Genomic DNA, 14828 nt, shown 5'->3' with positions numbered 1-14828 from the left:
GTTTAGCAATCAAAGCGGTTTTATTCATGGTTTCTCCTTGAGTCTCTTTTAATCTAGCTTCATATCAAGATTAAAAGGAAATAGGCCATGAAAAAGCCAATCGTTCTTGTACTTTCGACATTAATGTTAGGTATATCAGCTACCGCGATGGCCGATTCTGGACACCGTTGGAACAATGACCATGGTAAAAACTATGATCGATATGAGCATCGCGATGACCGCCGTCATGATTATCGTAATGATCACCGAGCGCCAGTTTGGTCAAATGCTGATCGTGGTAAGCATTATGGTAACTATGTTGCTTTTAAACGTGGTGAACGTATTCCTGCCCAATATCGCCATAGCCGCTATTATGTTTCGGACTGGAGAGCACACCGTTTATATGCACCACCACGTGGATACCACTGGGTTAAAACACCTAATCAATACTTATTAGTAGACTCAAGACACAACATTTACCGAGTTCGTTAAACGTAAAAATAAAAAGGCCTCAATATTGAGGCCTTTTTCTATGCTAATTCGTCATCTTGCGGTTGAGGGGTTTTCAAATTATTAGAAGTTTTTGCATGTTTCTCTTTCATCACTGATGGGTAGTGCCATGAAGCAAATCGAACGACTAAAATAGATAAAGCTAAAATCAAAATTGAGCCCGTAATAATGACTTGATCGATATCCGCTTTATGATCATGTTGAATATCTGAAATGAGTAGACGGGTTAAGGCCGTAATCGCGACATAAATAAGAAAACGTACAGGCATATGGTTGGTTTTAAAGTAAATTCCAACCATTGCTCCAAGCTCTAAGTAAATAAATAATAATAAAATATCATCAATTGAAGCATACTTTTTGACGGTCAGAATTTCAAAAACCGTATTGGCTGCCGACCATGCCACCATACACCCGATAATGAATAAGGCTAAATAATGGAAGGCTTCTACGGCGTAATGACCGAAACGGTCGAGTATTCGTTCGTATTTTTTAGGATCAGGCATAATAAGATCTTTTGTTCACTTCGTAATGTTTAGAAATTAAACAAATTTTGTGCCAATGGAAATAGTAAATACAAAATAAAAAACGCCTGATTATTCAGGCGTTTTTATGAAGATTTAATTCAACTCATGTAGTAAGGTGATATCTACTATAAATACAAAGACTATTTCAAATTTTTATATTCTTGAATGACATCTTCAAATGCAATATGACCTAAAAAGTTGCCTATACTCTTTACGGATTGTTCTTGTTCAATTGCATGTGCAAATTTAACCGCCGCCTCATTTTGTAATTGTTCATAAAGTCGTTTGCAGTTTGGAAATTGATCAATATCAATAACATTATGATATTTCAACCATCGTGCGATACCTGCGTAGTATCCGTCTACAAAAGACAATTGATCGCCCATTAGCCAAGTTTGATTTATCAGACTATTTTCTAAAGCTGTAAATGCTTTTTTAACTTGGACTGCTCCATATTCACGTAATGCTTGTTTATTACTTTCTGATGAAGAGTGTTCAAGACTATACCAGAGTGGGCTAAATGCATTGAATAAAGTCGTATTCAAAAAAGCTAGTTTCTGATTAAAGAGATTAAATTGTTCTGTTCCTTGTTCATAATGAAAAGCCGCATTCAGGCTTTTTGCCATGACATGGTTCAAGATAGCCATGCTTTCCGTTAAAACTTTACCATTATCGTAGAGCAGTGCAGGCGTTTCACCCATTGGATTAATTCTGCGATATTCCTCGGTGTTGCATTGAGCTGGCATCTCGATTCTACAGAGTTGATATGGTAAACCTGACCATTCCAATGCAACTATTGAACCAAATGAGCATCCAGAAGGTACGCCATAAAATAAAGTGAAAGTTGACATGATGATTACTCTTTTTTGATGTGTAAAATCATCATAAGTCGACAGAAAAGTTTCTAGTAGTCATGTATTATGAAACTTATTGTCTACATATATGGACATTGAAGAATGCTACTTAGACAAAACTTGAATGATGTTTATCTCTTTGTTGTTGCTGTAGAGCATCAAGGATTTTCTGCCGCAGCTAAACAGCTCAATTTACCTAAATCAACTATTAGTAAGCGTGTTGCAATATTAGAAAATAAGCTGGGCTTAACGTTAATTCATCGTAGTTCACGTAGTTTTGTCTTAAGCGAATCAGGAAAACTGTTTTATCACCATGCCAAAAATGCAGTAGATGAGTTTCGTTACGCAGAAGAAAATTTATTAATACAACAACAAGAGCCAAGTGGTGTAGTCAGGCTCAGTGCTTCTGTACCCATTGCTCAGTATCTTCTATCTGATTGTTTGCCTGAACTTGCAGAACGTTATCCTAAGCTGTTATTACAAGTAGAGGTAACTGATCGTTACGTTGATGTTATGAGTGAAAACTTTGATATTGTGATCCGTAGTCATTTTCAACCATTGCCGGATTCTGGATTAATTCAACGTGTGCTTAAAAATGATAAAATCATTGCTGTTGCAGCGCCTACCTACTTAATGAAATCGGCTCCTATACATACACCAGAAGATTTGCTTAAACATGAAGGTATATGGCCTGAATTGCAAATGAATCCATGGCATTTTCAAAATATAAATGGTCAGAAAGAGATAGTACGTCCAAACATCCGCTTTGTAGCAAATGAGTCAGAGATTTTAAAGGGGGCTGCAAAAAGGGGATTGGGTATTACGCTTTTACCTGAAACTTTTTGTATGAATGAACTATCTGAGAGCAGCTTAATTCATGTTTTGCCAGATTGGTCTGCTGGTAGCGTAACGACAAGTTTATTGATGCTGACAAGACGAGGGCTTTTACCCAGTGTCAATATTACAGCCGACTTCTTGGTCGAGAAATTAAAAACGTAAAAGTTATCTATCTTTTATGATTAGAAATAAAAAACGCCTGATTATTCAGGCGTTTTTATAAAGAACTTAATTAAGCTTGATTTGTAAAGTAATCTTCACTAAAGCCCATAATTAAGTCAGAACCAGCTTTGATTTTAGCAATACGTGCATCAATATCCGGCAAGATACGTTCAACAAAGTACTGAGCCAAAGCAAGTTTGTTTTGGTAGAAATCACCAGACTTATCTTTAGCAGCGGCAGCAATTTTTGCAAACATGTATGAGAAGCTGAGTAAACCAACCGCATGTAAATAATCAACCGCAGCTGAGTTCGGGAACTCTACATTTTCAGCAGCTTGCTCAATAATAAACTGAGTGATTGCTTCAATTTCAGTTGCAGCATCTAAAGTTGCATCTTTAATGAAGTTCAAGTCAGTGTCTAGGTCATTTGCAAAGTCACGGATTTCAGTGATGTATTCAGCAATGAATGCACCGCCACATTTAATGGTTTTACGACCAATTAAATCTTGAGATTGAACGCCGTTGGTTCCTTCGTAGATTTGAGCAATACGAAGGTCACGAATACATTGTTCCATACCCCATTCGCGGATGTAACCGTGACCACCAAATACCATTTGAGCATCTAAAGTTGCTTGGAAGGCTGTATCTGTGAGGTAAGCTTTTGCAATTGGAGTTAAAAGCGCAACACGGTCATTGGCTTTTTTCACTGCTGCTGCATCAGTTGAGAATTTAGTAATATCTAGTTGTTGACCTACATAGACTGCAAATGCACGAGATGCTTCATTATTGACACGTACATTTAACAACATACGACGTACATCACCATGCACTAAAATGCTGTCAGCAGGTTTATTTGGTGATTGAACACCAGCTGCACTGCGGCCTTGTAAACGGTCAGTCGCGTATTGAGCAGCATTTTGATAAGCAAATTCAGATGCACCTAAACCTTGAATACCCATTGATAAACGTTCGTAGTTCATCATCACGAACATTGCAGCAAGGCCTTCGTTTTCTTTACCAACGAGGTAACCTTTAGCTCCATCAAAGTTCATCACACAAGTTGCAGATGCTTTGATACCCATCTTATGTTCAATAGAACCTGGGCCAACATGGTTACGGTCGCCTAAAGAACCATCTTCATTTACAAGGTATTTCGGTACGATAAATAACGAGATACCACGTGAACCAGCAGGGGCATCTGGAGTTTTAGCAAGTACCAAATGAATGATGTTTTCTGCTAAATCGTTGTCACCGCCAGTAATGAAAATTTTAGTACCGGTAATGTTATATGTACCGTCTTCATTACGTTCTGCTTTAGTTTTGATAATACCTAAGTCAGTACCTGCATGTGGCTCGGTTAAGCACATGGTACCTGACCATTCACCTGAATAAATCTTAGGTAAATAAGTTTCTTTTTGTTCTTGAGATGCATAGCTGCTTAAAGCCATACCAGCACCTACTGAAAGTAGCGGGTAAAGCATGAAAGATGGGTTAGTCGCAAATAACATTTCATCAGAAAGAACGGTGAGCATTTTTGGCATGCCTTGACCGCCCCATTCTTCATCGGCACCTAATCCAATCCAACCACCTTCTGCATATTGACGAAATGCATCTTTAAAACCAGCTGGTGTGAATACTTCGCCGTTTTCATAGCGAGCACCTTCTTCGTCACCGGTACGGTTTAATGGATGAGTCACGTTCTGAGCAAATTTAGCCATTTCTTCTAAAATTGCTTCAGCTGTTGCAGCATCTACATGAGCGAGTTTCTCATTAGACTGCCAAAATTGTTCTGCTTTAAATACATCATTTAAGATGAATTTCATATCAGCTAAAGGAGCATTGTAAATTGGCATAATCGTTCACCTTTTTTGTGCACATTGGCCTGTGCTAGATATCCTGTAAAACGAAATGGATATGGAATTTAAAGTGTAAATTTATCATTGATTTTATAAAAAAAGGACCGTCAAAACTGAGCAGTCCTTTTTTGTTTTTTAACATTGCATATCGCAACTAACTATGGTTAGAAAGCGAAATGTTCAGCGTCTAATGACATTAATGGATCTAGTCCACCAGCGATCACATCTACGTGAGAACGTACACGTGGCAAGATTTTCTTGAAGTAGAAACGAGCAGTAGTTACTTTCGCATTGTAGAAGTCAACATCGGTTGTACCTTCTGCCAATTTCTCTTGTGCTACAAGCGCCATACGAGCCCATAGGTAAGCTAAAGTGATATAACCTGCGAAGTATAGGTAATCTACAGCAGCAGCACCGACTTCATCTGGGTTTTGCATCGCACGCATACCGATTTGCATAGTAAGATCGCCCCATTCTTTGTTAAGCGCCGCAAGCGGTTCAACAAATTCTTTCATAGCAGCGTTGTCTTTGTTTGCTTCTACGAATTTATGGATGATCTTAGTGAAGTCACGTAGCATTGCACCTTGAGTTTGCAATACTTTACGACCTAACAAATCAAGTGCTTGGATTTCAGTTGTACCTTCATACAAGCAAGCAATACGTGTATCACGTACGATTTGCTCCATGCCATGCTCAGAAATAAAACCATGACCACCGAAGACTTGTACACCGTGCTTAGCAGATTCAGAACCTGTTTCAGTTAAGAATGCTTTTGCAATTGGAGTCAATAAAGACAAGATGTTGTCAGCAAACTTACGCTCTTCTTCAGTTTCGCCTTTTTCAACGATATCTGCGTATTGAGCAAGTAAGTAAACAAGGGCACGACCGCCTTCAGCAAACGCTTTTTGAGTTAAAAGCATGTTACGAACAGCAGGGTGAACGATAATAGGATCTGCTTCTTTTTCTGGAGCTTTAGGACCAGAAAGTGAACGCATTGCTAAACGTTCTTTCGCGTAAGTCAACGCACCTTGGAAAGATGACTCAGACGCTGCTAAACCTTGAACAGCAGTACCAATACGTGCTGTGTTCATGAAGGTGAACATACAGTTCAAACCACGGTTTTCAGGTCCAATCAAGTAACCTTTAGCTTGGTCAAAGTTAATGACACAAGTTGCGTTACCATGAATACCCATTTTGTGTTCGATAGAACCACAACGTACCGCATTACGTTCGCCAATAGATCCATCTGCATTTACATTGAATTTAGGAACGATGAATAATGAGATACCTTTAGTACCTTTGGGTGCACCAGGTAGGCGAGCAAGAACGATATGGATGATATTCTCAGCCATGTCATGTTCACCAGCAGAGATAAAGATTTTCTCGCCAGAGATTGCATAGCTACCATCTGCGTTTGGTTCTGCTTTAGTACGGATAATACCTAAATCTGAACCTGCATGAGACTCAGTTAAGCACATCGTACCTGTCCAAACACCTGAAACAAGGTTTGGTAAATAAGTATTTTTTTGTTCATCAGAACCGTGATGTTCTAATGTACGTACAGCTCCGTGAGACAAGCCTGGGTACATGCCCCATGCCCAGTTAGAGCTACCTACCATTTCAGAAATTGCGATACCTAAAGAGTTAGGTAAGGCCTGACCACCGTATTGTTCTTCTGCTGATAAAGACGGAAAGCCAAGTTCAATATATTTTTGATAAGCTTCTTTAAAGCCTGTTGGAGTAGTGACTACGCCATCATTCCAAGTACAACCTTCGCGGTCGCCAACTTGGTTTAAAGGAGAAAGTTCATTTTCACAGAAATCCGCCGCAGCTTCTAAATATTGATCAACCAATTCACGGCTTACGTTACCTTGGAAATCAGGTAATTTTGCATAGTGTTCTTCAGCATTTAATAATTCATGCAAAACGAATTGCATATCACGTAAGGGCGCTTTGTATTGTGGCATATCGGGTTCCTCAATACTGGTGAAACCAGAGTTATAATCTTAATCTATGATAATGTGCCATGAGGCACCTTGGACTATTACATCGTGCAACAACTTGCATAACTGTACAAGCACCTCAGGACCTTTACTTTGTGACTGCAAAGTCAAGAAAAAAATGCTGAAACTATGTAAGTGCTTTGAGTGTAAATACTTTTGGTTATGTTTATATGATACAAATAGTCAAAATCGTAAACACTTATGTATAAACAAAAGGCGCCTATAGGCGCCTTTTGTTTTATGATTTTTAGAATTATTTTGCTGGGGCTGGTACTGGAGCAGGAGCGTTAACTGGTGGTTGAGGGCGCTTTGGTTCAAAACGAAGGTTACAAGTACCTTCAAGTGTCTTATCTCCAACTTGAACATTTACTGTTTGTCCATTCGCTTTACCATCACATGCTTTTTGGATTTGTTCAAAGCGAGCTTGACGTTCTGCGCGGTGCTGTTCCCATGCAGCTTTTTGTTCTGGAGTGAACTCACGGTGCTTCATACGGTGGTGACCCTCACGTGGGCCATCTTGCATCATTCCATGCTCTGGTTTAGGTGGTTGAGTTGTCGATTGACACGCAGCCAAACTTCCCATTGTTACAATTGCCGCACTGAATAATGCAATTTTTGCCGTCATTTTCATATTTAAAGCCCTTTAATGTTGTGTTTTCTGATGGCTTAAAGATTAGATAATAAAGATGTAGAAACAATGGAGAGTTTTTCTTTTCGTTGTTGGTTACAATGCAAAATATAGCGTAAAAATGAGAGAGTGCTTTTGAACGTTCTACGTGTTCCCATTGCATTACGGTTATTTTTGACAGTCTTGCTCACCACATTGCTTATTGCGACTGCAAGCTTGAGCGTTTTGCACTGGACCATGCAAAAGAACTTTGCCAAATATGTGGCTGACGTTGAAATGCAGAAACTAGACCGCCTCATTACCAATCTTGGCGATGTCTATACGGTGTACCATGATTGGGGGAATGCGATTCAGGCACAGATTTTACAAATCGAAGGAACCGCGGCTCCCGATGACTACGATCGTCTTTCGCAGTGGTGGCTCCGTCGCCAATATGACATTGCCATACAGCAGCATTCTTTCGATGAACATGCCCTTATTAATATTTCACCGCAAGTTGCACCGACAAATAAAAATACTATTTTTAGTGATGAAGAGTTAAGAGCACTCGAGCAAAATTTACCTTCACAGTATCAACCTTTTGAAGGATTACGTTTCCCTTTAAGTGCAAACCAGTTTCGTCCAAGTGATGATAAAAATAAATCAAAGAAGGGAAGCTTAAAAGATATTGAAACCCAAAATGGGAAGAAACGTTTTATCGCTTTACCAGACCGTTTAGGATTGAGTTCGCGTCTATCTCTATATGATGCACAGCACCAGTTTGTGGTAGGTGAACCGCCTTCTTCAGATCAAATGTCATTTCGCCCGATTATTTTAAACAATAAAGTCGTGGGATATTTAGGTTTAAAGCCTGTTTTAGATAAAGAAGATGCTTTGAGTATTAATTTTTTTAGTAATCAAAAGCGTTATTTACTCTTAATCTATGCTTTAACCTTACTATCAAGTTTAGTTGCAGCACTGTTAATGGCGACTTATTTTAAAAAGCCAATTCAGCGTTTATTAAATGCAACCAATGAATTAACCAAAGGAAATTATCAACACCAAGTGGTCATTAAGCGAAATGATGAGCTAGGTGATTTATCAACCCAGTTGAACCATTTGGCAGAGATTTTACATCAGCATGAAGAGTCACGACGTCAATGGGTGGCAGATACTTCTCATGAATTAAAAACGCCTTTGGCTGTATTGCAAGCACAAATTGAAGCGATGCAAGACGGGATTCGAAAAGCAACTCCTGAACATTTAGATGCAATGATGCGTCAGGTTTCAAGCTTGAAAAAATTGACCCAAGACCTTGCAGACTTGGCGCAGGCAGATGCTCAGCAGCTTAAGTGTTATTTGAGCTCTGTAAATCCATGGGAAGTGGTACTACAAGAAGTTGAAAACTTTAAACCCAAACTTGAGCAGGCTGGTCTCGAAATTCAAGTTGAAGGAACAAGTTCTCCGCTATTATTAGACCGTGACCGTTTTAAACAGATTATTGTTAATTTAATTAGTAATAGTATTCGTTACACAGAAACAGGTGGCAAAATTCATATTCATACAAGTCAGAATCCTCAAGAGTGGACTTTGTATGTCGATGATAGTCCTTATGGTTTAAGTGATGAGCAGTTATCCCGTTTAGGTGAACGTTTCTATCGCGTAGATGATTCGCGTACGCGTAGTACAGGTGGAACAGGGCTGGGCTTAGCTTTGTCTTGTAAGATTGCGCAGGCGCTTGGTGGTACACTCAGTTTTGAACATTCACCATTAGGTGGTTTACGTTGTGTACTTACTTTTAAAAAGCAGAGTTAAATATAAAAGGAAAAATATCTCATGAAACATGTGATGTTGGTTGAAGATGAAGTCGAATTGGCGCATTTGGTGCGTGATTATCTTGAAGCTGCCGGTTTTGAAGTAAGTATGTTTCATGATGGTCAAGATGCCTATGCGAGTTTCCAGCAACGTAAACCAAATTTGATGATTCTGGACTTAATGGTTCCACGAATGGATGGTTTAACGATTTGCCGTAAAGTTCGTGAACAGTCAGATTTACCGATTATTATGGTCACTGCCCGTACCGAAGAAATTGACCGAGTATTAGGTCTTAACATGGGCGCTGATGATTACGTATGTAAACCATTTAGTCCAAAAGAGTTAGTTGCTCGTGTACAAGCTGTGCTACGCCGTTTAGAGCGTAAAGCAGAGCCTGAGCAAAATGATTCTTTCCGAATTGATAAAGCACAACAAAGAATTTGGTATCAACAAAAATCGTTGAGCTTAACGCCAACCGAATTTCGCTTACTTGAGCTATTTTTAGAGCATGTGGGGCAAGTTTATTCACGTGCACAATTATTGGATCATATTAATCCAGACAGCTTTGATGTTGCCGATCGTGTGATTGACAGCCATATCAAAAACTTGCGCCGAAAAATTAGTGAAGCAGCAGAAACTGGTAACCGTCATGAGTGGATTCAAGCAGTTTATGGTGTAGGTTATCGCTTCGAATATCCTGAGGAGTAAGTCTTCATAAAAGTTATTCTGTGGATAACCACAATGTTATCCACAGAAAATGTGGATAGTTTTAAAGATTTTATGGATAAATTATAATCTTGGTATGATTGGGTACTAATTGCCAAATTTCATCTATATCTACATTTCTAACCGCGATACATCCTAACTTTCAATCCTTATGGGGCATATAAGTCGAGCTAAAAGGCATCGAGAGTAATGATTTCGGAACAGATCCATGAATCATGATATCTCCTCCTGTTGGTTGATTATGTTGCTTGGCATAAGCAATATCTTTCGCATCGGGATAGGAAATATGCAAAGATTTATAGTAAGCACTTTGTGAGTTTCGCTAATCTATAGAATAAATCCCTTCAGGTGTTCTACCATCATTTTCAAAATGTTTATGTCCTTTGGGATTAAAGCCGAGACGAATCGGATATTGCCGAATCACGTCCTGATTACTCTTGAGCAGAAGTAGGCGTTGGTTTTTAAACACTTCAATTGAGGTAACAGGCTTGGTCTTGATTATTTCTTGGATCTCTTCATTTGAGAGGGCTTGATGGCTTGACGTAAAAGTCGGTAAATATTTTTCATAATTATAAAAAGCGATTCCCAGTGGAACTATAAGAAATGTACAAATAATGAGGGGTTTAATTTTCATATATTATTCTTTGATGTGTAAGAAACTCTCTTAAGCTAAGTGGCTTAAGAGAGTTTAGTTTTTTAATATTAAGATGAACAGCTCACTGCTACATCTGGAACATCACTTGGTAACGGACCTAAATCTTGTGGTTGTTCGAGTTCTGGTTGTCTTGTGTATGGCTGATTAAGTAGCTTAAACAAACGATCTACTTCACTAAAATCATCTCGTTCAGCTGCTTCAATAGCACGCTGCGCCATGTGATTACGCAAAATATAAACTGGATTTGCTTTTTGCATATTCGCATCCAGCTCATTAATATCTTGAAGTTCACGAATATTTTGATATTGGCTAAGAAACTCATCAAACTGTCGAATATCAAGACAATCATCTCGTAAAGCTTTATATTCTTTATTTTGAAGACGAATAAAACTTTGAGTGTAATCGAGTTGTTCAGTTTGTAAGATTCTTAAAAACGCAAAACTACAATCAAGGCTGTCTTTGTGGAAATGGGGAAGTCCCATTTTTTGACATAAACCTTGTCCATAGTGTTCTAAAAAGATTGGTTCAAATTGTTCTAAGCAACGTGCTAACTCTTCTTTGAACTTATCTTTTTGTTCAGGTTCAGCAAGTGGAATCAAGTTATTTAACCACGTCCATAAATTCCAATGGCCTATGCTTGGCTGATTTTGATAAGTATAACGGCCTTGATAATCTGAGTGGTTGTTGATCCAGTTGGGGCGGAATCGCTCCATAAAACCATATGGCCCAAAATCGAGTGTTGAACCAGTAATATTTAAGTTGTCGGTATTCATTACGCCATGAGCAAAGCCAACCAATTGCCATTTCGCAATCATAATTGCAGTACGTTCAACTACCTTTTTGGCAAAGGATAAAATTGGATTTTCAGTTTCTAAGCATTCTGGATAATGCCATTCAATACATTTTTGAGTGAATTCTGGTAGCAATTCAGGCGCATATTGATTAATCCATTCGAAGTGTCCTAAACGAATATGACATTCAGATGTTCTAAGTAGCATTGCGCCTAACTCTAGTTTTTCACGCTGTACACCTTGAGCCGAGGTTGTAAAACCGACTGCATGACTAGATGCGACGCCTAAAGCATTTAGAGCATGTCCTGCTAAATATTCACGGACCACAGAACGTAATACTGCTCGTCCATCTCCCATTCTTGAATAAGGCGTAGGACCTGCACCTTTGAGATGAAGGTCGATGGTTTGGCCCTTTGTATTCAGTATTTGTGCGATTAGTAAACCACGTCCATCGCCGAGTTGTCCTGCCCATTGTCCGAATTGGTGGCCAGCATAGACCATCGCAAGAGACGGAAATTCAGGGAATGTGCGCTGTCCACTACAGATCTCAACCCATGCATTTTTATCGTCTTCTGACCATTGCAGCTCATTAGCCAAAGCACTGTTAAAATGTCCTGCTTTTGCACCCCGTAAAGGTGATGGTTGCTGAACATGGAATAATTTAGACGGAAGTGAAGGGTAGAGCGGATTAAACTGCATAGGCTTAGCAAAATAGAGAGAGCGGATTTCACTATAACACAGTTAAAAAGCAGGCATAAAAATAGCTCCCGAAAGAGCTATTTTAGATCAGAATTTATTTTAGTCTGACACCACATTGGTATTCTTTTTAACACTACGCATAAGTGTTTCTAAGCATTCGCGGTGATGACTTAAACGGTGTTCAAGCAATTGGAAATCAACTTTAAGCTTATGATCCATTCTATGAATCTTTTCAGCCATTGCTGCTTTTTTAGCTTGTAACTCTTGTTCTTTAAGTTTTGCCCAATCATTTAATGTATGTGTAAATGCTTCGTACTCTTGTGCAATACGTTGCTTCATTTGAGTAATGTCTGCATTTACATCATGACCATAAATAGCGAGGTCTTGTTCAGCGTATTTAAATTTCATCGCCAGTTCTGCTTTTTTAATATTAAAGCTTGGAATACGACGTAAATTTTTAGCTAAACCAATTTTAGAACATGACCAGATCAACCATTTTGTTGGGTCATATTGCCACCATTTCACACCATTACGATAGTCGTATTGGAAGATATGGTGATAGTTGTGGTAACCCTCGCCCCAAGTGGCAATAGCTAACCAGAAATTATCACGTGCTGAGTTTTCGTCTGTATAAGGACGTTTACCAAACATATGGCAAAGCGAGTTAATAAAGAATGTAACTTGATGGCTAATGATTAAACGTAAGAGACCACCTAGAAGGACTACACCCCATAGGTCGCCAGTTGCCCAACCGATTAAACCTAAAATACCAACATGAACTGCAACTACAAGTAGCGCGTAATATTTATGCTGGAACATGACCAATTTATCATTGAGTAGGTCTGGTGCATTTTTAAAGTCTGGCTCAGATGGTGAATGATCGCGGATCATCCAACCCATATGGGCATACCAAAAACCACGCTCAATTGAATACGGATCTTCATCAACATCATCAACATGTCGATGGTGAGTACGGTGACCAGATGCCCAGAACAAAATACTATTTTGTACGGCAAATGTTCCACCGATCATTAAAAGAATTTTAAGCGGTAACGACGCTTCATAAGCTCGGTGAGCCCAAAGGCGATGGTAACCAGCAGTAATCCCCATACTACTTAGAGCTAAAAGAAAAAATAAGCTTACCCATGCGCTTACACTAAAATCATAAAAATACGCATAAATCGGGATTATGATTGCGGCAAGAATTGGTAAACCAATTAAGGTAATGCTAGCGGTCCAGTTAATTGGGGCTTTGAGTGGGGCGGAAGTCATATCCGGCAGCGCTCCTAGAATCCTTGTGAAACAAGGTACAAAGACAAAACGACATAGCAAAACCAATCATCAAGATATATTGCTATTCTATCCTTCATATTAGCACGTGCTTAGTGAGAATCACTAGCATTATTGTACAGATGTATTGAAAGAACCGTAACAGAATTAAACTATGTCAAAGAGTTTTTCAAGCAGGAGAAGTTGTTTAATGAACGTACAACGATTGAAAAAAAAGAACAGCATTGATATTTCAAGAAAATTATCATTGAAGTGTGTCTTAGTCACAGTCAGTCTTGTATTAGCCGCATGTCAAAGTGCACCCGAACAAACTACGAAAAAAGTTCAAACAAAAAGAACAGTACACCAGACTCAAGCACCTGTTGTAAAAAAGAGAGTGAGTCCAGATGGCATTCAAGATATTGATTGGCAGATCACTCAGATCAGTGGTCATAAGGCAAAATTCTTTAACCAATGGCCCACTCTTTCACTGAACTCAGCAGTCAAAACAGTATCGGGACATACTGGCTGTAATGCTGTTTTTGGCCGTTATACATTTAATTTCAGTCAGCAAAAACTTGATATGCAAGTAAATGCAGGCCATTCAAGCTGTGATGGTGCTTTGGCTCAAGAAGCAGAGCTGGTAGATGCTTTGCAACGTATTCAACGCTTCCAACTCGTAGGTAATACGCTATATCTACTTGACCAGAGTGGTCAGCGCCTCATTCAGGCACAAAAGAAATAAAAGGTGGTTTTTACCACCTTTTTTATATTTATAGGGCTTCTAACATCGTGGTTGGAATATCTGTAATTAAGCCCTGAATCTCTAAATCACGCAGTCTTTTTGCTCTTTCTACATCATTGACTGTCCACACACTAATGTTCAAACCAGCTTGATGTGATAGTTGGATCATTTCATCTGTCGCCAGCTGATCGTGCCAACCAATATGACCGCACCCATATTGATGCGCGAGTTCAATTGCTGTTGCCCCAATAGGAAGTTCAACTAACAATCCACGTTTAAATTGAGAGTTGATATCGCGTAAGGCTGTTAAAATTTGAAGATCAAAACTTGTGATGGTGACGACTTTCTCAAAACCATGTAATTCCGTCTCGAGTTTTTGAACGAGCTTTTCGGCCAATGCCATATCTCTTACAGCTTTAACTTCAACTTCAATATGATCGAAATTATCAAGTAAGTTTAAAACACCTGTAAGGGTCGGTGTTGGTTCAGAAGTTGGCCAATTGGGCCAGCCTTGCCGATGATCGAATGACAACGCTTGAGCCAAAGTCGATTGCTCTACAATTTGATCGACTCCAGCTGTACGCAAAAAATTGTCATCATGAATAACAACTAACTCTTGGTCTTGAAGCTGACGAATATCGAATTCGACACCACGAATACCTAAATTTTTTATGTGCTGAAACCCACCAAGTGTATTTTCAGGAGCTTCTCGGCGTGCACCACGATGACCAATAATGCGCATAATTTTCTTCTATGAAATATTTTGACTATGGTCTCTTTAAAAAGAGCAGAGACCA

Annotated in this window: 13 protein-coding genes and 1 pseudogene; 5 read left to right on the top strand and 9 right to left on the bottom strand. The window is 39.1% G+C overall.

Going from position 1 to position 14828, the window contains the following annotated elements:
* The first annotated feature begins 87 nt into the window (after positions 1-87).
* The gene (locus WBW42_RS04320) at positions 88-471 is read left to right on the top strand and encodes an RcnB family protein (protein WP_005064209.1); all 384 of its coding nucleotides are present in this window, start codon (positions 88-90) and stop codon (positions 469-471) included.
* Between the two features lie 38 nt (positions 472-509).
* On the opposite strand, the gene WBW42_RS04315 is transcribed toward WBW42_RS04320, so the two are convergent.
* Positions 510-992 carry a phosphate-starvation-inducible protein PsiE gene (locus tag WBW42_RS04315; RefSeq protein WP_002116490.1) on the bottom strand — a complete coding sequence of 161 codons (483 nt, stop codon included), beginning with the start codon at positions 990-992 and terminating at the stop codon, positions 510-512.
* Positions 993-1153: 161 nt separating this feature from the next.
* Positions 1154-1864, bottom strand: a complete 711-nt coding sequence (locus WBW42_RS04310) for a glutathione S-transferase family protein (protein WP_032056714.1) — start codon at positions 1862-1864, stop codon at positions 1154-1156.
* A 123-nt stretch (positions 1865-1987) separates the two neighbouring features.
* Here WBW42_RS04310 and WBW42_RS04305 point away from each other — a divergent pair, with 123 nt between their 5' ends.
* Positions 1988-2866 carry a LysR substrate-binding domain-containing protein gene (locus WBW42_RS04305; protein WP_080776831.1) on the top strand — a complete coding sequence of 293 codons (879 nt, stop codon included), beginning with the start codon at positions 1988-1990 and terminating at the stop codon, positions 2864-2866.
* Positions 2867-2936: 70 nt separating this feature from the next.
* Here WBW42_RS04305 and WBW42_RS04300 read toward each other — a convergent pair whose 3' ends face one another.
* The 3 genes from WBW42_RS04300 to WBW42_RS04290 all read right to left on the bottom strand — a co-directional run bounded on the left by WBW42_RS04300 (position 2937) and on the right by WBW42_RS04290 (position 7355).
* Positions 2937-4718, bottom strand: coding sequence for an acyl-CoA dehydrogenase C-terminal domain-containing protein (locus WBW42_RS04300; RefSeq protein WP_032056712.1), 1782 nt, complete (start codon positions 4716-4718; stop codon positions 2937-2939).
* 167 nt (positions 4719-4885) lie between these two features.
* On the bottom strand, positions 4886-6688 hold the full coding sequence (locus WBW42_RS04295; RefSeq protein WP_005804712.1) for an acyl-CoA dehydrogenase C-terminal domain-containing protein: 1803 nt from the start codon (positions 6686-6688) through the stop codon (positions 4886-4888).
* A 289-nt stretch (positions 6689-6977) separates the two neighbouring features.
* Positions 6978-7355: a hypothetical protein gene (locus WBW42_RS04290; protein ID WP_032056711.1), complete on the bottom strand. Its 378-nt coding sequence runs from the start codon at positions 7353-7355 to the stop codon at positions 6978-6980.
* Positions 7356-7487: 132 nt separating this feature from the next.
* Here WBW42_RS04290 and baeS point away from each other — a divergent pair, with 132 nt between their 5' ends.
* Both baeS and WBW42_RS04280 read left to right on the top strand, forming a co-directional pair.
* Positions 7488-9146, top strand: coding sequence for a sensor histidine kinase efflux regulator BaeS (gene baeS / locus WBW42_RS04285; RefSeq protein WP_032005542.1), 1659 nt, complete (start codon positions 7488-7490; stop codon positions 9144-9146).
* A gap of 21 nt (positions 9147-9167) precedes the next feature.
* A complete protein-coding gene (locus WBW42_RS04280) occupies positions 9168-9854 on the top strand; it encodes a response regulator (protein ID WP_002116101.1) in 687 nt (228 codons plus the stop codon).
* A 70-nt stretch (positions 9855-9924) separates the two neighbouring features.
* Here the strand turns inward: WBW42_RS04280 and WBW42_RS04275 are convergent.
* The 3 genes and pseudogenes from WBW42_RS04275 to WBW42_RS04265 form a co-directional block, all read right to left on the bottom strand.
* Positions 9925-10506, bottom strand: a pseudogene (locus WBW42_RS04275) (L,D-transpeptidase family protein).
* A 68-nt stretch (positions 10507-10574) separates the two neighbouring features.
* Complete coding sequence (locus WBW42_RS04270) at positions 10575-12017, bottom strand: protein adenylyltransferase SelO (RefSeq protein WP_032056710.1); 1443 nt, start codon at positions 12015-12017, stop codon at positions 10575-10577.
* 99 nt (positions 12018-12116) lie between these two features.
* Positions 12117-13289, bottom strand: coding sequence for an acyl-CoA desaturase (locus tag WBW42_RS04265; protein WP_017385625.1), 1173 nt, complete (start codon positions 13287-13289; stop codon positions 12117-12119).
* A gap of 208 nt (positions 13290-13497) precedes the next feature.
* Here WBW42_RS04265 and WBW42_RS04260 point away from each other — a divergent pair, with 208 nt between their 5' ends.
* Positions 13498-14031: an META domain-containing protein gene (locus tag WBW42_RS04260; RefSeq protein ID WP_032056709.1), complete on the top strand. Its 534-nt coding sequence runs from the start codon at positions 13498-13500 to the stop codon at positions 14029-14031.
* Positions 14032-14059: 28 nt separating this feature from the next.
* Here the strand turns inward: WBW42_RS04260 and WBW42_RS04255 are convergent, their stop codons facing one another.
* Positions 14060-14773 (bottom strand): glycerophosphodiester phosphodiesterase, encoded by a 714-nt coding sequence (locus WBW42_RS04255; protein WP_032056708.1) that lies wholly within the window; start codon positions 14771-14773, stop codon positions 14060-14062.
* Between the last annotated feature and the right edge of the window lie 55 nt (positions 14774-14828).

The sequence above is a fragment of the Acinetobacter sp. LT1 genome (assembly GCF_059800965.1).
The sequence above is the reverse complement of the archived record's forward strand: the minus strand, read 5'-3'. Positions and strand labels throughout refer to the sequence as shown.

Excerpts from the sequence above, each read along its gene's own strand:
- WBW42_RS04280 (WP_002116101.1), top strand. The coding sequence starts at position 9,168 with ATGAAACATGTGATGTTGGTTGAAGATGAAGTCGAATTGGCGCATTTG.
- WBW42_RS04310 (WP_032056714.1), bottom strand. The coding sequence starts at position 1,864 with ATGTCAACTTTCACTTTATTTTATGGCGTACCTTCTGGATGCTCATTT.
- WBW42_RS04300 (WP_032056712.1), bottom strand. The coding sequence starts at position 4,718 with ATGCCAATTTACAATGCTCCTTTAGCTGATATGAAATTCATCTTAAAT.
- WBW42_RS04260 (WP_032056709.1), top strand. The coding sequence starts at position 13,498 with ATGAACGTACAACGATTGAAAAAAAAGAACAGCATTGATATTTCAAGA.
- WBW42_RS04265 (WP_017385625.1), bottom strand. The coding sequence starts at position 13,289 with ATGACTTCCGCCCCACTCAAAGCCCCAATTAACTGGACCGCTAGCATT.
- WBW42_RS04270 (WP_032056710.1), bottom strand. The coding sequence starts at position 12,017 with ATGCAGTTTAATCCGCTCTACCCTTCACTTCCGTCTAAATTATTCCAT.
- WBW42_RS04320 (WP_005064209.1), top strand. The coding sequence starts at position 88 with ATGAAAAAGCCAATCGTTCTTGTACTTTCGACATTAATGTTAGGTATA.
- WBW42_RS04255 (WP_032056708.1), bottom strand. The coding sequence starts at position 14,773 with ATGCGCATTATTGGTCATCGTGGTGCACGCCGAGAAGCTCCTGAAAAT.
- WBW42_RS04290 (WP_032056711.1), bottom strand. The coding sequence starts at position 7,355 with ATGAAAATGACGGCAAAAATTGCATTATTCAGTGCGGCAATTGTAACA.
- WBW42_RS04315 (WP_002116490.1), bottom strand. The coding sequence starts at position 992 with ATGCCTGATCCTAAAAAATACGAACGAATACTCGACCGTTTCGGTCAT.
- WBW42_RS04295 (WP_005804712.1), bottom strand. The coding sequence starts at position 6,688 with ATGCCACAATACAAAGCGCCCTTACGTGATATGCAATTCGTTTTGCAT.